General features: G+C 71.9%; 19 protein-coding genes. 14 read left to right on the top strand and 5 right to left on the bottom strand.

The genetic code is table 11. The features are described from left to right. Window positions 1–185: 185 nt before the first annotated feature. The gene (locus PV342_RS03640) at window positions 186–1,508 is read right to left on the bottom strand and encodes a D-arabinono-1,4-lactone oxidase (protein ID WP_386987328.1); all 1,323 of its coding nucleotides are present in this window, start codon (window positions 1,506–1,508) and stop codon (window positions 186–188) included. Continuing rightward, window positions 1,465–2,712 (bottom strand): MFS transporter, encoded by a 1,248-nt coding sequence (locus tag PV342_RS03635; RefSeq protein ID WP_500315783.1) that lies wholly within the window; start codon window positions 2,710–2,712, stop codon window positions 1,465–1,467. Before PV342_RS03635 ends, PV342_RS03640 begins: the two co-directional genes overlap by 44 nt. Before the next feature lie 137 nt (window positions 2,713–2,849). On the opposite strand from PV342_RS03635, the gene PV342_RS03630 reads away from it, so the two are divergent. Both PV342_RS03630 and PV342_RS03625 read left to right on the top strand, forming a co-directional pair. Beyond that, window positions 2,850–3,983, top strand: a complete 1,134-nt coding sequence (locus PV342_RS03630) for a ferrochelatase (RefSeq protein ID WP_500315782.1) — start codon at window positions 2,850–2,852, stop codon at window positions 3,981–3,983. Window positions 3,984–4,012: 29 nt separating this feature from the next. Next, the gene (locus tag PV342_RS03625) at window positions 4,013–4,813 is read left to right on the top strand and encodes an inositol monophosphatase family protein (protein WP_500315781.1); all 801 of its coding nucleotides are present in this window, start codon (window positions 4,013–4,015) and stop codon (window positions 4,811–4,813) included. Between the two features lie 135 nt (window positions 4,814–4,948). On the opposite strand, the gene PV342_RS03620 is transcribed toward PV342_RS03625, so the two are convergent. Next, window positions 4,949–5,122: a hypothetical protein gene (locus tag PV342_RS03620; protein WP_018561851.1), complete on the bottom strand. Its 174-nt coding sequence runs from the start codon at window positions 5,120–5,122 to the stop codon at window positions 4,949–4,951. Window positions 5,123–5,453: 331 nt separating this feature from the next. Between PV342_RS03620 and PV342_RS03615 the strand changes: the two genes are divergently transcribed. From PV342_RS03615 to PV342_RS03600, 4 genes are all read left to right on the top strand, one after another. After that, entirely contained in the window at window positions 5,454–6,107 is a 654-nt protein-coding gene (locus PV342_RS03615) for a response regulator transcription factor (protein WP_018561850.1), read from the top strand. 6 nt (window positions 6,108–6,113) lie between these two features. Further along, window positions 6,114–7,376 (top strand): sensor histidine kinase, encoded by a 1,263-nt coding sequence (locus PV342_RS03610; protein ID WP_386987317.1) that lies wholly within the window; start codon window positions 6,114–6,116, stop codon window positions 7,374–7,376. 398 nt (window positions 7,377–7,774) lie between these two features. After that, window positions 7,775–8,074: a DUF4193 domain-containing protein gene (locus PV342_RS03605; RefSeq protein WP_018561848.1), complete on the top strand. Its 300-nt coding sequence runs from the start codon at window positions 7,775–7,777 to the stop codon at window positions 8,072–8,074. Continuing rightward, window positions 7,987–8,835, top strand: a complete 849-nt coding sequence (locus tag PV342_RS03600) for a hypothetical protein (protein WP_500315801.1) — start codon at window positions 7,987–7,989, stop codon at window positions 8,833–8,835. The genes PV342_RS03605 and PV342_RS03600 overlap by 88 nt, the downstream gene beginning before the upstream one ends. 43 nt (window positions 8,836–8,878) lie before the next feature. Here the strand turns inward: PV342_RS03600 and PV342_RS03595 are convergent, their stop codons facing one another. Together PV342_RS03595 and PV342_RS03590 are read right to left on the bottom strand one after the other, a co-directional pair. Further along, window positions 8,879–9,328 (bottom strand): DUF3093 domain-containing protein, encoded by a 450-nt coding sequence (locus PV342_RS03595; protein WP_386987313.1) that lies wholly within the window; start codon window positions 9,326–9,328, stop codon window positions 8,879–8,881. 26 nt (window positions 9,329–9,354) lie between these two features. Further along, window positions 9,355–10,239, bottom strand: a complete 885-nt coding sequence (locus tag PV342_RS03590) for an SDR family oxidoreductase (protein WP_018561845.1) — start codon at window positions 10,237–10,239, stop codon at window positions 9,355–9,357. Between the two features lie 105 nt (window positions 10,240–10,344). On the opposite strand from PV342_RS03590, the gene PV342_RS03585 reads away from it, so the two are divergent. The 8 genes from PV342_RS03585 to kdpC all read left to right on the top strand — a co-directional run bounded on the left by PV342_RS03585 (window position 10,345) and on the right by kdpC (window position 17,095). Beyond that, on the top strand, window positions 10,345–10,950 hold the full coding sequence (locus tag PV342_RS03585; RefSeq protein ID WP_018561844.1) for a PaaI family thioesterase: 606 nt from the start codon (window positions 10,345–10,347) through the stop codon (window positions 10,948–10,950). Beyond that, a complete protein-coding gene (dut, locus tag PV342_RS03580; RefSeq protein ID WP_500315780.1) occupies window positions 10,947–11,480 on the top strand; it encodes a dUTP diphosphatase in 534 nt (177 codons plus the stop codon). Before PV342_RS03585 ends, dut begins: the two co-directional genes overlap by 4 nt. Window position 11,481: 1 nt before the next feature. Then, window positions 11,482–12,246 (top strand): DUF3710 domain-containing protein, encoded by a 765-nt coding sequence (locus PV342_RS03575; protein WP_400795590.1) that lies wholly within the window; start codon window positions 11,482–11,484, stop codon window positions 12,244–12,246. Window positions 12,247–12,337: 91 nt separating this feature from the next. Beyond that, window positions 12,338–12,547, top strand: coding sequence for a hypothetical protein (locus tag PV342_RS03570; RefSeq protein ID WP_400795593.1), 210 nt, complete (start codon window positions 12,338–12,340; stop codon window positions 12,545–12,547). After that, window positions 12,544–12,633 (top strand): K(+)-transporting ATPase subunit F, encoded by a 90-nt coding sequence (gene kdpF, locus PV342_RS03565; RefSeq protein WP_329185252.1) that lies wholly within the window; start codon window positions 12,544–12,546, stop codon window positions 12,631–12,633. The genes PV342_RS03570 and kdpF overlap by 4 nt, the downstream gene beginning before the upstream one ends. Window positions 12,634–12,642: 9 nt before the next feature. Continuing rightward, a complete protein-coding gene (gene kdpA / locus PV342_RS03560; protein ID WP_400795596.1) occupies window positions 12,643–14,304 on the top strand; it encodes a potassium-transporting ATPase subunit KdpA in 1,662 nt (553 codons plus the stop codon). Window positions 14,305–14,339: 35 nt separating this feature from the next. Beyond that, on the top strand, window positions 14,340–16,445 hold the full coding sequence (kdpB, locus tag PV342_RS03555) for a potassium-transporting ATPase subunit KdpB (RefSeq protein WP_500315800.1): 2,106 nt from the start codon (window positions 14,340–14,342) through the stop codon (window positions 16,443–16,445). A 20-nt stretch (window positions 16,446–16,465) separates the two neighbouring features. After that, window positions 16,466–17,095: a potassium-transporting ATPase subunit KdpC gene (gene kdpC / locus PV342_RS03550; RefSeq protein WP_026251765.1), complete on the top strand. Its 630-nt coding sequence runs from the start codon at window positions 16,466–16,468 to the stop codon at window positions 17,093–17,095. The last annotated feature ends 631 nt before the right edge of the window (window positions 17,096–17,726 follow it).

Genomic DNA, 17,726 nt, shown 5'->3' with positions numbered 1-17,726 from the left:
CCACTCGACGTCAAGTGTCTCCGGTTCGATCGACGGCACCCCGGGACGAGTGCGCCGCCTCCCCCCGGAGCCAGGATTTGTCACAGTACTCCATTTGGGCCACGTCGGTGGGGCGCCGCGCCGTCGAACTTCGCACGCGCCAAGGGAGTTGGGGCAGGATCTTCACAAAAACCCCACAAGTGGAACTATTCCCCGAGCACCCGCCGCAGGTAGTCGTTCCGGAACAGCCGGTCCGGGTCGAGCCGGTCGCGCAGGGCGGTGAACTCCGCGAAGCGGGGGTAGACCTTGGCGAGGTGGTCCGCATCCCGGGTGTGGATCTTGCCCCAGTGGGGGCGGCCCTGATGGGCGGTCATGATCTGCTCCACCGCGGTGAAGTACTCCTGGTACCGGCTGCCCCGGTACATGTGCACCGCGACGTAGGCGGTGTCCCGGCCCGAGGCCGTCGACAGGGCGATGTCGTCCGCCGGGGCGGTCCGCACCTCCACGGGGAAACTGATCCTGAACTCCGACGACTCGACCATGGACTTCAGTTCGCGCAGCACCTCCACCGCTGCCTCGCGCGGCACCGCGTACTCCATCTCCACGAAACGCACACGGCGCGGGTGGGTGAACACCCGGTACGGGATGTCGGTGTAGGTGCGGGCCGACAGCGCCCGGCTGGAGACCTGGGCGATGCCCGGGATGAGGGAGGGCGCCGCCCGGCCCACCGAGCAGGCCGCCTGGAAGACCCCGTTGGACAGGAACTCGTCGTCGATCCATCCGCGCACCCCCGGGACCGGGGCGGCGGGACCCTGGCTGCGGTTGTTCCGCTTGGTGTTGCAGCCGTCGGTGTGCGGGAACCAGTAGAACTCGAAGTGCTCGTTCTCCTCGACCAGTTGGTCGAACTCCGCGACCACCCGGTCGAAGCGCATGGGCTCTTCGCGCGCGGTGAGCAGGAAGAGCGGCTCCACCGCGAAGGTGATCGAGCCGACCACGCCGAGCGCGCCGAGCCCGATCCTGGCGGCGGCGAAGACCTCGGCGTTCTCCTGCGCCGAGCAGGTGAGCACCGACCCGTCGGCGAGCACCAGTTCCAGCGCCTTGATCTGGGCGGCTATGGAGCCCGAGTCCCGGCCCGTGCCGTGGGTGCCGGTGCTGGTCGCACCCGCCACCGTCTGCTCCATGATGTCGCCCATGTTCGTGAGCGACAGGCCCTCGGCGGCGAGCAGCGCGTTGAGGTGCTTGAGCTGGACGCCCGCCTCCACCGTGACCGTGCCGGCCTCGCGGTCGATGCCCCGCACCGCGGTCATCCGCTCGGGCCGGATCAGGACGCCCGAGGTGGCCGCCGCCGAGGTGAAGGAGTGCCCGGTGCCCACGGCCTTGGCCGGCAGGCCGTCCTTCGCGGCCTTGCGGATCACGGCCGCCAGTTCGTCCGTCGAGGCGGGCGACTCCGTCCGCGCGGGCAGGGCCCGTACGTTGCCCGCCCAGTTACGCCATGTGGCCTTCCCGGCGGTCCTGCTCGTCGTAGCCATGCGCTCGCGTCCCCTCCAAGTCCGGCGCCGGCTCCAGCCGGCGGTACCCCAGGAACGCCGCCACCACGGCGAGCGCCGCGGCGGAGGCGGGCACCGCGAACGCGGCCCGGGCCCCCGCCGCGTCGATGACCCACCCGGCCAGAGAGGCGCCGAGCGCCACGCCGACCGCGAGACCCGTGCTCGTCCACGTCATGCCCTCGGTCAGCTTCGCGCGCGGTACCAACTGCTCGACGAGCGCCATGGTGGTGACCATCGTCGGTGCGATGGACAGGCCCGCGACGAACAGCGCCACGGCCAGGAACGGCAAGTTCCCGACCAGTAGTGGCGGGATCATACTCACGCCCATGGCCGCCACGCCCAGCAGGAAGCGGCGGGAGGCCGTACCCCTCGGCCTCATCAGGCCGAAAAGCACCCCCGCGAGGCAGGATCCCGCCGCGTACACCGCCAGCACCACGCTCGCCGCGGCCTTGTGGCCCTGCTCCTCGGCGAAGGCCACGGTGGTCACGTCCACGGCTCCGAAGATCGCCCCGGTCGCGACGAAGGTCAGCACCAGCACCTGCAGCCCGCGGGAGCGCAGCGCGGAACCCGGGGTGTGCTGCTCGCGCGGGTGCGGTGGCGGCTCGGTGGCGCGCTGCGCGGTCAGCAGCACCACCCCGGCCGCCAGGAAGAGCACCGCCAGCAGCGGCCCCGCCTCCGGGAACCAGATCGTGCAGAGCCCGATCGACAGGATCGGGCCCACGATGAAGCAGACCTCGTCGACGACGGACTCGAAGGAGTAGGCGGTGTGCAGCAGCGCGGGCGACCCCCGGTGGATCATGGTCCAGCGCGCCCGCACCATGGCGCCCAGGCTCGGGGTCGTCCCCGCCAGCGCGACGCACGCGAAGAGCGTCCAGTCCGGGGCCCCGGTCCGCACGCAGACCAGCAGGCCCGCGACCGCCAGCACCGTGATCCCGGCGGCCGGGCGCAGCACCCTGCGCTGTCCGTACCGGTCGACCAGGCGCGACACCTGCGGGCCGAGGACCGCCGCGGCCAGCGCCAGGGTGGCCGCGAGCCCGCCGGCGATCCCGTAGCGGCCGGTGACCTGGGACATCATCGTCACGATGCCGATGCCGAGCATGGACAGCGGCATCCGGCCGATGAAACCCGCCGCCGAGAAACCCCTGGTCCCCGGAGTGGAGAAGATCGCGCGATAGGGACTGGACACGGGCGCTCCACGGCTTCGTCGCCGACGTCTCAAGGGGCTGAAGTAAGGAATGTGACTGCGTCACACAGCTTACAAAGGGAGCGCAAGCGATTTTCGCCGGTTGCTCGGCCGTCACCGCCGGGTGGCAGGATCGGAACATGTCCGATCACACCGAGGCCGGCACCGCCGCTCCGTACGACGCACTGCTCCTGCTGTCCTTCGGGGGGCCCGAGGGGCCCGACGACGTCGTCCCCTTCCTGGAGAACGTCACGCGCGGCCGCGGCATCCCCCGTGAGCGCCTGAAGGAGGTGGGGCAGCACTACTTCCTGTTCGGCGGGGTCAGCCCCATCAACGCGCAGAACCGCGAACTGCTGGAGGCGCTGCGCAAGGACTTCGCCGGGCACGGCCTCGACCTGCCCGTCTACTGGGGCAACCGCAACTGGGCGCCCTACCTGACGGACACCCTGCGCGAGCTGACCGAGGACGGCCACCGCCGCGTGCTGGTCCTGGCCACCAGCGCGTACGCCTCCTACTCCGGCTGCCGGCAGTACCGGGAGAACCTCGCCGACTCCCTGGCCGCCCTGGAGGCCGAGGGCCGCACCGTCCCCCGCGTGGACAAGCTGCGGCACTACTTCAACCACCCCGGCTTCGTCCGGCCCATGGTCGACGCGGTGCTCACCGCCCTCGCCACGCTGCCCGAGGACGTCCGCGACGGGGCGCACCTGGCGTTCACCACCCACTCGATCCCCACGGCGGCCGCCGACACCTCCGGCAGGCCCGAGGACCACACCGAGGACGGAGCCGGCGGGGCCTACGTCGCCGAGCACCTGGACACCGCCCGGCTGATCGCCGACGCGGTGCGCGAGGCCACCGGCACCGACCGCCCGTGGAAGCTCGTCTACCAGTCCCGCAGCGGCGCCCCCCACATCCCGTGGCTGGAGCCCGACATCTGCGACCACCTGGAGGAGCTGCACGACTCCGGGGTTCCCGCCGCCGTCATGGTGCCGATCGGCTTCGTCTCCGACCACATGGAGGTCAAGTACGACCTCGACACCGAGGCGACCGCCAAGGCCGCCGAACTCGGCCTGCCCGTCGCCCGCGCCGCCACCGTGGGCGCGGACCCGCGCTTCGCCGCCGCCGTCCGCGAGCTGGTGCTGGAGCGCGCCGCCACCGAGCGGGGCCTGGCCCCCGAGCGGTGCGCGCTGGGCGCGCTCGGGCCCAGCCACGACGTGTGCCCCGTGGGCTGCTGCCCGGCACGCAGCCCCCGCCCGGCCGCCGCGGGCGCCCAGTGACCGAGACACCGAAACGCACGAGGAGTGCCATGACCGACCACCTCAAGGACGAACTCCTGGCCGTGGCCCTCGAGGCCGCCCGCAGGGCGGGCGAGCTGCTGCGAAACGGCCGCCCGGCCGACCTCGGAGTGGCCGCCACCAAGAGCAGCCCGATCGACGTCGTCACCGAGATGGACATCGCCGCCGAGAAGCTGATCGCCTCCTTCATCACCGAGCACCGCCCCGACGACGGGCTCCTGGGCGAGGAGGGCGCCAGCATCCCGGGCAGCAGCGGGGTCCGGTGGGTGATCGACCCGCTGGACGGCACCGTGAACTATCTCTACGGCCTGCCGTCGTGGGCCGTGAGCATCGCGGCCGAGCTGGACGGCGAGACGCTCGTCGGGGTCGTCGAGGCCCCGATGCGCGGCGAGAGCTACCGCGCGGTGCTGGGCCGGGGTGCCTGGGTCAACGAGCGCGAGGCGGCCGTGCGCCCTGCGCCGCCGCTGGACCAGGCGCTGATCGGCACCGGCTTCGGCTACCTGAAGGAGCGCCGCGAGGGGCAGGCGAGGGTGCTGCGCGAGCTGGTGCCGCAGGTGCGGGACATACGCCGCGGGGGATCCGCCGCCATCGACCTGTGCGACGTGGGCTGCGGCCGCCTGAACGCCTACTACGAGCGCGGCCTCAACCCGTGGGACTACACGGCGGGCGCCCTGTTCGCCCGGGAGGCCGGCGCCCTGACCGGGGGCCGGCCGGGAGAGCCGGAGTCCACGGGGCTCACCGTCGCGGCACCGCAGGGGCTGTTCGAGCCCCTGCAGCGGCTGCTCGACGAGCTCGGCGCCTGGCACGACTGAGGCCGCCGGCGCCACCGCCGCCGCCCGACGCGAAGGCCCGCCGCCCGGTGCGGAACCGGCGGCGGGCACGCGAACGCCCCGGCACCTATCCAGGTGTCCGGGGCGCGGCGTTCGGCTGTGCCGCCCTGGGCGATCTCAGGCGATCTTGGGCAGCACCTGGACGCCGTGCTCTGCGGCGAGGCGGCGAAGATCGGCCAGTTCGGCCTCCTCGACCTCGGCCAGGAACTCGTCCCCGTCCTCGCGGGCGCGCAGAAGGTCGGATTCGGTGCTGTGTATGCGCTGCAGGATTCCAGTGGTGAATGCGTCCATCAGGTGGCGCCCCCTCGTCGTCGTGGGTTGACACAGGGATATTCGTCTTCGTGCGATGTGCGGGGTCGATCACAGGTCTTGTCGGGGGACCCCTCGGACCGCACAGCGGCTACTGCCACGGGAGTTGCGGACGCCCTGCGGGCGTGATCGGGGGTGTGCAGTCGTCCTCCCCAGGCCCACCGGAGGGGAAACCTCCGGGACGCGAGGAATTCGGCGCCGAGTCCTCTTACCCCTGTTTTACGGCCGCCCGGTGCAGGATGGAGGAGCGTTCGGCCTGCACAGGCGGGCTGGGCGCGGCTCTTTGAGAAGTGCCTAGGGAAGGAACAGCGCCTTGCGCGTACTGGTCGTCGAGGACGAGCAACTGCTCGCCGATGCGGTAGCCACCGGACTGCGCCGTGAGGCCATGGCGGTCGACGTCGTCTACGACGGCGGCGCCGCCCTGGAGCGGATCGGGGTGAACGACTACGACGTCGTCGTCCTCGACCGCGACCTGCCGGTCGTCCACGGGGACGACGTGTGCCGCAAACTGGTGGAACTGGGCCTGCCGACCCGCGTGCTGATGCTGACCGCAGCCGGCGACGTCAGCGACCGCGTCGAGGGCCTGGAGCTGGGCGCCGACGACTACCTCCCCAAGCCCTTCGCCTTCACCGAACTCACCGCGCGCGTACGGGCCCTCGGCCGCCGTACGACCGCGCCGCTGCCGCCCGTGCTGGAGCGTGCCGGGATCAAGCTCGACCCCAACCGCCGCGAGGTGACCAGGGAGGGCCGGCAGGTCCAGCTGGCCCCCAAGGAGTTCGCGGTGCTGGAGGTGCTGCTGCGCAGCGAGGGCGCTGTGGTGTCCGCGGAGCAGCTGCTGGAGAAGGCCTGGGACGAGAACACCGATCCCTTCACCAACGTCGTGCGGGTCACCGTCATGACCCTGCGCCGCAAGCTCGGGGAGCCCGCGGTGATCGTCACCGTCCCCGGCTCCGGATACCGGATCTGATCCGCCGTGCCCGCGCCCTCGTCCTCGCCGACGACTCCGCCCGCGTCGCAGGCCATCCCGCCCAAGCCCACCTGGGACCCCAAGCCCGCCGCGCGGCCGATGCCGCTGCTGCGCCCCACGATCCGGATAAGGCTCACCCTGCTCTACGGTGGCATGTTCCTGATCGCCGGGGTGATACTGCTGTGGATCATCTACATGCTGGCGGCCCAGGCCATCCGCCAGGGCACCGAGGCGCAGTTCCACGTCGAGGCGGGCCGGCTCTCGCTCACCGGGCTGTGCCCCGAGCTGCCCACCGGCCCGACCAACCCGGACGCCTTCAACAAGGCCTACGTCCACTGCCTGGCCGTGCAGCGCGAGACCGCCCTCAACGTCCTGCTCAAGCGCTCGCTCTTCGCGCTCGTCGGCCTCGCCGTGCTCGCCTTCGCCTTCGGCTACCTGCTGGCCGGCCGTGTGCTGGCGCCGCTCGGCCGGATCACCCGCACCGCGCGCGGCGTGGCGAGCTCCGACCTCACCCAGCGGATCCACCTGACCGGCCCGGACGACGAGCTCAAGGAGCTGGCCGACACCTTCGACGACATGCTGGAGCGCCTGGAGCGGTCCTTCGACGCCCAGCGCCGCTTCGTCTCCAACGCATCCCACGAGCTGAGAACGCCGCTGGCGATCACCCGCACGCTGCTGGAGGTCCAGCTCGCCGATCCGAACGCCTCCCCGGACATGCAGCAGCTGGGCAAGAACCTGCTCGTCACCAACACGCGCAGCGAGCAGCTGGTGGAGGGCCTGCTGCTGCTCGCCCGCAGCGACAACGAGATCGTCGACCGCAAGCCGGTGGACCTCGCGGAGGCGGCCACGCAGGCGCTGGAGCAGACCCGCAACGAGGCCGACGCCAAGGGCGTGGAGCTGCGTGCCGCGCTCGGCGAGGCCGTCGTGCAGGGCAACGGGGTGCTGCTGGAGCGCATCGCGCTGAACCTGGTGCAGAACGCCGTCCGGTACAACGTCGCGGAGGCGGGCTGGGTCGAGGTCACCACGGCCCTGGAGCCGGGGTCCGCGGTCCTGACGGTCACCAACACGGGGCCCGTCGTCCCCGCGTACGAGATCGACAACCTGTTCGAACCCTTCCGCCGGCTGGGCACCGAGCGCACGGGCAGCGACAAGGGAGCGGGTCTCGGCCTCTCCATCGCCAAGTCCGTCGCCCGGGCCCACGGCGGCACGATCTCCGCGGTCCCCCGAGAGGGAGGTGGCCTGGTCATGCGGGTTGTCATCCCCGTGTGACCCGTCCCACGACACCCCCGGGGGCGTGTTCGCTTTGCGCTGAATTTTGCGGTCTGCGCGCCTCACGGGCATGCTGTGAGCGATCACACACGCGATCCCGGCACCGGGTACTCTCCGTGATTGCGGCCTCCGGGAAAAGAGCGGAAAAATCCATGTTTCCGCAGGTCATGATCACGGGAAGTACACGTGGAGGCGCGAGCAAGGTGCGACAAGTGGTCCGTTTCCGGTCATCACCGGCAGCGGGTGCGATCACCTCTTCGGGGGTGCGGTTGGGTGTCGATTGAGTAACGGCACTTGATGTAAGGCAAAATCTCCGCTTCGGGCCGGGCACAAGACCGGCCTCCCATGCGTTACGTGCGCTGGAGACACCGCAGACACCCAGAGGGGGAGAGCGATACATGGCTACTGATTACGACACCCCACGCAAGACAGACGATGACGTCAACGAGGACAGCATCGAAGAACTGAAGGCCAGGCGGAACGACAAGTCGACTTCTACGGTCGACGTGGACGAGTTCGACCAGGCCGAGTCCCTCGAGCTGCCCGGAGCCGACCTCTCCAACGAGGAGCTGTCGGTCCGGGTCCTGCCCCGGCAGGCGGACGAGTTCACCTGCATGAGCTGCTTCCTCGTGCACCACCGCAGCCAGCTGGCGACGGAGAAGAACGGCAACCCGATCTGCCGCGACTGCGCGGCCTGACGGACAGCCGGACCGTGGCGAGCGACGACGAGCGAGGCCACGAGGCCTCGCTCGCGGGCGCGACGGAGGGGCCGGCGGGCGAGCTCGTCCCGTCCCGTCCCCCCGGCCGTGCCTCACGGGCACGGGCACGCGCCAAGGCGGCGCTGAACACCTTCGTCGACGGGCTCGTCGAGACGGCCCCGAGGGTCCCCGTCAGGGACCTGGAGACGCTTCGCCGCCAGTTCCCCGGGCTCGGGCCCGAGGAGCTGGCCGACAAGCTGGTGAGCGCCGCCACGATGGGCACCGCGACGGTCGGCGCCGGCATCGGCGCCGCCGCCATGCTGCCCACCCCGCCGGCCATGCCGGCGGAGCTGGCCTCGGAGACCCTCGGGGTCGCCCTGGTCGAGTACAAGCTGATCGCCGAGCTGCACGAGGTCTACGGGCTGCGCGCCCCGGGCACGCTGCGGCAGCGGTCCGCGATGTACCTCGCCGAGTGGACGGAGCGGCGCGGCATCGACTTCTCCAAGCCGTCCACGCTGAACATCGCCCTCGGCGGCAGGATGAAGCGCGAGCTGCGCCAGCAGCTGATGAAGCGCACCATGCGCAACCTGCCGACGCTGACCCCGTTCATGGTCGGCGCGGCCGTCGGCGCCGTGATGAACCGGCGGGACACCAAGAAGCTCGCGGAGCAGATCCGCAAGGACCTGCGCGCCCGCCAGGTGCCCTGGGGGCTGCTGTCCGCCGAGGAGGAGCCCCCGCCCGCACTCGGGCCCGGCAGGTGACCGGCCAGGCCCCCGGGCGCCCCGTGGCGGGGCGCCGGCCCGCTCAGACGCGTACGTCCCGCAGGGCCGCGGCGAGGCGCTCGGGCGAGCGCGTCGACAGGTACAGGTACGGTGTCGGGTCCTCCGGGTCGGTGACCTCGATCTTGAGCGCGGTCGGCACATAGGCCCGCAGCAGCATGAAGGCGCGCGGATCGGCCTTGTACGACCGCCAGGCCAGGGCCTCGTCCCGGTCCAGCACCGTGGCCTCGCCGAGCGCCGCGACCGGGATCTTCGCGTCCCCGGCCACCAGCGAGCCGGCGACCACCCGCAGCCGCGGCGAACCGTACGCACTGACCACGGCCGCACCGGCGGCCGTGCCGCCCACCAGCCCCGCGAGCAGGGCCAGGGGCCCGAGGGGCAGCAGGATCAGCGCCAGTGAGACGCCCGCGCCGACGGCGAGGCCCCACCAGGAACGCGGCGCGGTCAGCCGCTCCTCATAGCTCATGACGGTCATGACACCAAGCTTGTCATGCGGCACCGTCAGCGCCCGCCCCGGGACCGCAGCCTGCTCAGCGCGTGAGCGGCCCGAGGGGGGCGCCGCAGCCCCGTGGCGACCTGCTTGGCCCAGTCGGTCGCGGCGGTCGGCAGGGCGGCGTCCAGGACCGCGGAGGAGCGCGCGTCGGTGCCCACCAGGTAGCGGGGGAGCGGCCGTGGCGCCGTGAGCGCCTTCAGGACGGTGCGCGCCACCGGCCGCGGCGAGGGCAGCTCCCGCTTGATCATCTCCTCCGCGGCCTCGTACTGGTGCCGGTAGGCCGAGTTGCGGCGCTGCGGCAGCCTGCTCGCGCCGCGCTGCCAGATGTCCGTGCCGTACGAGCCGGGCTCCACCAGCACGACCTTGACCCCGAACGGGGCCGCCTCCATCCGCAGCGCGTCCGTCACCGCCTCCAGGCCCTGCTTGCTGGCGCAGTACCAGCCGAGCAGCGGCATCGACACCCGCCCCGAGATCGACGAGATGTTGACGATCCGCCCCGCCCGCCGGGTGCGCATCGTCGGCAGCACCAGGCGGGCGATGCGCGCCGGGGCCACCAGGTTGGTCTCCAGCTGCTGCCGCACCTGCTCGTCGTCGACGTCCTCGATCGCGCCCGGCTGGGCGATCCCCGCGTTGTTCACCACCGCCCAGGGGCCGCCGTCCGTCATCGTGGCGATCTCGGTGAACGCCCGGACGGAGGAGGTGGCGTCCGTGACGTCCAGGAGCACGGTGCGCACCGACGCGCCCGTGCGGTCCACCGCCTCCCGCAGCGCCTGCGCCTTCTCCTCGCTCCGTACCGTCCCGATGACGTCGAAGCCGGCGTGGGCCAGTTCGAGGGTGGTGGCGAGGCCGATCCCGCACCCGGCTCCTGTGACGACGACGGACCTGGGGGTCATGTGGTGCTCCAAGGGAAGGTGCTTCGGTCATGGGCGGGCCGCGGGGCCGGAAGGACAACGGCCGGGCGGCGGGAATCGATCCCGCAGGAGGGTAGGGTCTCCCGCGTGAGTGGAGCTACGACCGACGCCGGCCCGGACCGCCCGGGCCTGACACCGCCGCGCGACGCCGTCGCGCCGGAGCGGCACCCCGACGCCCCCGCACCCGGTGAACCGCTGGGCGCGCACTACGACCACTGCTTCGGCTGTGGCGGGGCGCAGCCGCACGGGCTGCACCTGGAGGCCACCGCGGGTGAGGGCGTCAGCGTGACCGCCGAGTTCACGGTCCAGCCCGCTCACCAGGGCGCCCCGGGCCTGGCGCACGGCGGTGTGCTGGCCACGGCGCTCGACGAGACGCTCGGCTCCCTCGCCTGGCTGCTGCGCACCATCGCCGTGACCGGCCGCCTGGAGACCGACTTCGTGCAGCCCGTACCGGTCGGCGCCACCCTCCACCTGGAGGCCCGCTGCACCGCCGTGGCCGGGCGCAAGATCTACTCCACCGCGGTGGGCCGGATCGGCGGCCCGGACGGCCCGGTCGCGGTCCGCGCGGACGCGCTGTTCATCGAGGTCAAGCTGGAGCACTTCACCGACAACGGCCGCCCCGAGGAGATCCGCGCCGCGATGTCCGACCCCGACCAGGTCAAGGTCGCGCGCGCCTTCGAGGTGAACCCGTGACCGGCGGTGCTCGCCCCCCGGTCGACGTCCTCATCCACCGTATGCACGAGGACGTCCCGATTCCTTCGTACGGGCACCCGGGCGACGCCGGAGCCGACCTCGTCACCACCGAGACGGCCGAACTGGCCCCCGGTGAGCGCGCCGTACTGCCCACGGGGGTGTCGATCGCGCTGCCGGAGGGCTACGCGGCCTTCGTGCACCCGCGCTCGGGCCTCGCCGCGAGGTGCGGAGTGGCCCTCGTGAATGCCCCGGGAACGGTTGATGCCGGGTACCGTGGGGAGATCAAGGTGATCGTGGTCAACCTGGACCCGCGCGAGAGCGTACGGTTCGCAGCAGGTGACCGGATCGCCCAACTGGTCGTCCAGCAGGTCGAGCGGGTCCGCTTCCACGAGGTGGCGGAACTGCCCGGTTCGGTACGGGCGGCAGGGGGCTTCGGCTCCACGGGGGGTCATGCCGCGGTGGATGGCTCGCCGGTCGGTCCGTCCGGCAATGGATACGCATCGGTCATCGCTGACCGGGAAGGACAGTGACGTGTTCCGTCGTCGTCGCAAGGAGCGCGGAGACGCCCTCGACGAGCTCGCGGCCCAAGGCCCTGACGAGCTGGCCGAAGACGCCGAGGAGTCGGACGACTCCATGGAGTCCCGTCGGTACAACCTTCCGCCCGCCCCGAGGCCGGACGGCCCGTGGGACGTGAGTGAGGTCAGGGACCCGGCCGAGGGCAGGGTCGACCTGGGCGGCATCTTCGTACCCGGTGTACAGGGCATGGAACTGCGTGTCGAGGTGGCCGGGGAGTCCATCGTCGCCGCGACCGTGGTGCTCCGGGAGAGCGCCGTCCAGCTGCAGGGCTTCGCCGCCCCCAAGTCGGAGGGCATCTGGGGCGAGGTCCGCGACGAGATCGCCTCCGGCATCACCAAGCAGGGCGGCATCGTCGACGAGGTCGAGGGTCCGCTGGGCTGGGAGCTGCGCGCCCAGGTGCCGGTGCAGCTGCCCAACGGCGCCAACGGCGTCCAGGTCGTGCGCTTCGTCGGCTGCGACGGCCCGCGCTGGTTCCTGCGGGGCGTCATCTCCGGGCAGGGCGCCGTCCAGCCCGAGACCGCCGGCCTGCTGGAGCAGATCTTCCGCGACACCGTCGTCGTCCGCGGCGAGTCGCCGATGGCGCCGCGCGACCCGATCGTGCTGAAGCTGCCCAACGACGCCCAGATGGTGCCCGAGGGCATCGCCCAGGACGAGAGCGGCCGCTTCTCCGACGGCATCGACCCGATGCGCCGCGGACCGGAGATCACCGAGGTCCACTGAAGCCGGGGCCCAGCGCCCCGGCCACGCCCGACGCCCGTGGGCCGACCTGTGAGAACAGGTCGGCCCACGGGCGTTTTCGCAGCTCACGCCGGTGAACGTCAAAGGACCGTCAAGGCGCAGCCGGGGCCCGTACGGAAACCGTCAACGGGGTCCGCACACGGCCGGAACGGAGTTTCCCTGGCCTGGTCGACGTGTCGTCCAGAGCTGGGAGCACACGATGACCGACCTCGTCTTCGTCGTCACCACGATCGCGGTCTTCGCACTGGTCGCCCTGATCGCCAAGGCGGTGGCCAGGCTGTGAGCGCCGAGAACATCGCCGGCCTCGTCGTCGCCGCGGCCCTGCTGGTCTACCTGATCGTGGCGCTCGTCCGGCCCGAGCGGTTCTGAGGTCCGGACATGGGCCCCGTCACCGCTGACGTGCTCCAGGTCACCGCGCTCGTCGTGGCGCTGGCCCTGGTGTACCGCCCCTTCGGCGACTACATGGCCGCCGTCTACAGCTCCGACCGGCACCTGCGGGTCGAGCGGTGGGTCTACCGCTGCCTCGGGGCCGACCCGGACGCCCGGATGCGCTGGCCGGCCTACCTCAGGGCGGTGCTGGCCTTCTCCCTCGTGGGCGTGCTGTTCCTGTACCTGTTCCTGCGGGTCCAGAACCACCTCCCGCTCTCCCTGGGCTTCGCCGCGATCCCGCCCGGCCAGGCGTTCAACACGGCGGCCTCGTTCGTGACCAACACGAACTGGCAGTCCTACATGGGCGAGAACGCCATGGGCCACGCCGCCCAGACCGCCGGCCTCGCCGTGCAGAACTTCGTCTCGGCGGCGGTCGGCATGGCCGTGGCCATCGCGCTCGTCCGCGGCTTCGTCCGCTCCCGCACCGGCGAGCTCGGCAACTTCTGGGCCGACATGGTCCGCGGCACCATTCGCATCCTGCTGCCCGTGGCCTTCGTCGCCGCGATCGTCCTGGTGGGCTTCGGGGCGATCCAGAACTTCGCCGGGTGGCACGAGATCACCACCCTCGCGGGCGGCCACCAGACGCTGACCGGCGGCGCCGTGGCGTCCCAGGAGGCCATCAAGGAGCTCGGCACCAACGGAGGCGGTTTCTACAACGCCAACTCCGCCCATCCCTTCGAGAACCCGGACGCGTTCACCAACCTCTTCGAGGTCTTCCTGCTCCTGGTCGTCCCGTTCTCGCTCACCCGCACCTTCGGGAGGATGGCCGGCAACCTCAAGCAGGGCTACGCGATCCTCTCCGCGATGGGCCTGATCTGGATCGGCTTCGTGACGCTGATGACCTGGGTCGAGACCGCGCACCCCGGATCGGCGAACCAGATCGCGGGCGCCGCCCTGGAGGGGAAGGAGCAGCGTTTCGGCGTCGGCGCGTCGTCGTTGTTCGCGGTGAGCACCACCCTGACGTCGACCGGCGCGGTGGACTCCTTCCACTCCTCCTTCACCGGCCTCGGCGGAGGCATCGCCCTGCTGGGCATGATGCTGGGCGAGATCGCCCCCGGCGGCGTCGGCTCCGGTCTCTACGGCATCCTGATCATGGCGGTCATCGCGGTGTTCATCGCCGGCCTGATGGTCGGGCGCACACCGGAGTACCTGGGCAAGAAGATCGGCACCCGCGAGATCAAGCTCGCCGCCCTGTACATCCTGGTCACCCCGGCCGTCGTGCTGGTCTTCACCGCCCTGGCCATGGCGCTGCCGACCCCGCCGCACTCCATGCTCAACAGCGGGCCGCACGGCTTCTCCGAGGTCCTGTACGCCTACACCTCGGCGGGCAACAACAACGGCTCCGCCTTCGCCGGCCTGAACGCGGACACGCAGTGGTACAACACCACGCTCGGCCTCGCGATGCTCCTCGGCCGCTTCGTCCCGATGGTCTTCGTCCTGGCCCTGGCCGGCTCGCTCGCCCGGCAGACGCCGGTGCCCGCCACCACGGGCACTCTGCGCACCGAGAAACCCCTCTTCGCCGGTCTGCTCGTCGGCGCGATCCTGATCATCACCGCCCTGACCTACTTCCCGGCGCTCGCCCTCGGCCCGCTCGCGGAGGGCCTGTCATGAGCCGCACGACCACCCCCACCCCCGCGGAGGGAACCATGTCCACCGACACGCCGGTGCGCGCCAGCGAGGGAGGACCGGCACCGCACACCCCCGACGCGGGCCACGGCGCCCGCATCTCGGGCGGGCTCGTCGACCCGGGCCAGCTGCTGCGGTCCCTCCCGGACGCGCTGCGCAAGCTCGACCCCCGGGTGATGGTCAGGACGCCCGTCATGTTCGTCGTCCTGATCGGCTCGGTGCTCACGACCGCGCTGGCGGTGCTCTCCCCGGCCGACTGGTTCGGCTGGGCGATCACCGCGTGGCTCTGGCTCACCGTGGTCTTCGCCAACCTGGCGGAGGCCGTCGCCGAGGGCCGCGGCAAGGCGCAGGCCGAGACCCTGCGCCGGGCCAAGACGGACACCGTCGCCCGCCGGCTCGTGGACGGCGCCGAGGAGCGCGTTCCCGGCACCGGACTGCGCGTCGGCGACCTCGTGGTCTGCGAGGCGGGCGATGTCATCCCGGGTGACGGCGATGTCGTGGAGGGCGTCGCGTCGGTCGACGAGTCGGCGATCACGGGGGAGTCGGCTCCGGTCATCCGGGAGTCCGGTGGCGACCGTTCGGCGGTGACGGGCGGCACGAAGGTGCTGTCGGACCGGATCGTCGTGCGCATCACGACCAGGCCGGGTGAGACGTTCATCGACCGCATGATCGCGCTGGTGGAGGGCGCGGCCCGGCAGAAGACGCCCAACGAGATCGCGCTGAACATCCTGCTGGCGTCGCTGACCATCGTCTTCCTGCTGGCGGTCGTCACCCTGCAGCCGTTCGCGATCTACGCGGGCGCCGAGCAGTCGATGATCGTCCTGGTGGCGCTGCTGGTCTGCCTCATCCCGACGACGATCGGTGCCCTGCTGTCGGCGATCGGCATCGCCGGCATGGACCGCCTGGTGCAGCGCAATGTGCTCGCCATGTCCGGCCGGGCCGTCGAGGCCGCCGGCGACGTCAACACCTTGCTGCTCGACAAGACCGGCACCATCACCCTCGGCAACCGCCAGGCGTCGGAGTTCCTGCCGGTCAAGGGAACGACCGCCGCCGAGCTGGCCAATGCCGCGCAGTTGTCGTCGCTTGCCGACGAGACGCCCGAGGGGCGTTCCGTGGTCGTCCTGGCGAAGGAGAGGTACGGGCTGCGCGAGCGGCACGAGGGCGAGCTCGGCCACGCCGAGTTCGTGCCCTTCACCGCGCAGACCCGGATGTCCGGCGTCGACGTCGACGGCCGCCAGGTCCGCAAGGGCGCCGCGTCCGCGGTGACCGCGTGGGTCGCCGGCAACGGCGGCACCGTCACCCCCGACGCACAGCGCACCGTCGACGCCGTCTCCGCCTCCGGCGGGACCCCGCTGCTCGTCGCGGTCAAGGACGCGGAGGGCGCCCGGGTGCTGGGCGTGATCCACCTCAAGGACGTCGTCAAGCACGGCATGCGGGAGCGGTTCGACGAGCTGCGGCGGATGGGCATCCGCACGGTCATGATCACCGGTGACAACCCGCTGACGGCCAAGGCGATCGCCGACGAGGCGGGCGTGGACGACTTCCTCGCGGAGGCCACGCCCGAGGACAAGATGGCGCTGATCAAGCGCGAGCAGGCGGGCGGCAAGCTCGTCGCCATGACCGGCGACGGCACCAACGACGCCCCGGCGCTGGCCCAGGCCGACGTGGGCGTGGCCATGAACACCGGCACCTCGGCCGCCAAGGAGGCCGGGAACATGGTGGACCTGGACTCCGACCCCACCAAGCTCATCGAGATCGTCGAGATCGGCAAGCAGCTGCTCATCACCCGCGGCGCGCTGACCACCTTCTCCATCGCCAACGACGTCGCGAAGTACTTCGCGATCATCCCCGCGATGTTCGCGGTCGCCTACCCGGGCCTGGCCAGGCTCAACATCATGCAGCTGTCCTCGCCGCAGTCCGCGATCCTCTCGGCGGTCGTCTTCAACGCGCTGATCATCATCGCCCTGGTGCCGCTCGCCCTGCGCGGCGTGCGCTACCGGCCGACCGGCGCCGACCGGATGCTCCGCCGCAACCTCGGGATCTACGGTCTCGGCGGCCTGGTCGCCCCGTTCGCCGGCATCAAGGTGATCGACATGCTCATCTCCCTGATCCCCGGAATCCACTGACGGGAGGCGTGCACCCGGTCATGAACACTTCCGTACGCAACTCCGCCCGGCTGGTCTGGAGCGCCCTGCGCGCTCTGCTGGTGCTGACCGTCGTGCTCGGCGTCGTCTATCCGCTCGCCGTGTGGGGGGTGGCCCAGACGGCCTTCCGCGACCAGGCGAACGGCTCCGAGGTGAGGGCCGGCGGCAGGGTCGTCGGCTCCGCGCTGATCGGCCAGAACTTCACCACCGGCAAGGACTTCGCCCCGGACCCCAAATGGTTCCAGCCTCGCCCCTCGGCGGCCGACGCCGGCGCCGGAGCGGGGCCGTACGACCCCACCCACACCGGCGCCTCCAACCTGGCGGTGACCGGCAAGCCCCTCACCGACCTGGTCAAGGAGCGCAAGAAGGAGGTCGCGGCCTTCAACCACGTCCCGGAGTCCGAGGTCCCCGCCGACGCGGTCCAGGCGTCCGGCTCCGGCCTGGACCCGGACATCTCCCCGGCGTACGCGGACATCCAGACCGCACGCGTCGCCAAGGCCAACGGGCTGAGCACCGCTCAGGTCGCCCGGCTGGTCGTGGAGCACACGGACGGGCGGCAGTTCGGCATCCTCGGCGAGCCGACCGTCAACGTCCTGGAACTCAACATCGCGCTGAGGCAACTGGCCGGCTGACCCCCCGGGACGAGCCCCGGGGACAGGCCACGTCAGAAAGGCGTCAAGCACGGGGGGCCCGCCGTCAGGAGACCGCCAAAGGAGGGCTCGGGACGCGGCCGGCGGGGTGAGAGTGGAGGTGCGGAGGGAGGCCTGCGCAGGCCGCTCGGCGGTGCGGAGGGGGCGGCGGAATGGCGCACACCGTCACCGCCGGGCAGCGGCGGCAGGTGCCACCCCGGTCCGGATCCGGACGGCGGTGGGGATTCCGGGTCAGGGAGACGGCACCGCGTTTCCGCGAGGGCCTCCCTTCCGCGGGGGGATCGCCGGGCCGGCCGCGCGTCGCACGTTGGCGGCGTCGCTGCGCGGCCGCCCGGCGCCTCGCGCCCGTCGACCCGTCGCTCCGCGTCCGGCCCGAGGCGTCCCTCGGCTGCCGCCCGTGAAGTCGCGGGCCTCACGGGCCCGGGCGGACGACGCGACGACCGGACCCCGGGACGCCCTCGCAGAGCCCCCGCCGGGCCCTCGACGCCTGCCGCGCCGTTCCCGAGGCCCCGCGCCCCACCGGCTTCCCCGACGCGGGGCAGGAGGCGGCCGCCCTCGCCGGCGCGGCCGGCGAGGGGGCGTCAAGGACGCGTCAACGTGTTCCCCCAAGGAA

Source organism: Streptomyces sp. PA03-3a (assembly GCF_033792735.1).
GTDB lineage: Bacteria > Actinomycetota > Actinomycetes > Streptomycetales > Streptomycetaceae > Actinacidiphila.
The sequence above is the reverse complement of the archived record's forward strand: the minus strand, read 5'-3'. Positions and strand labels throughout refer to the sequence as shown.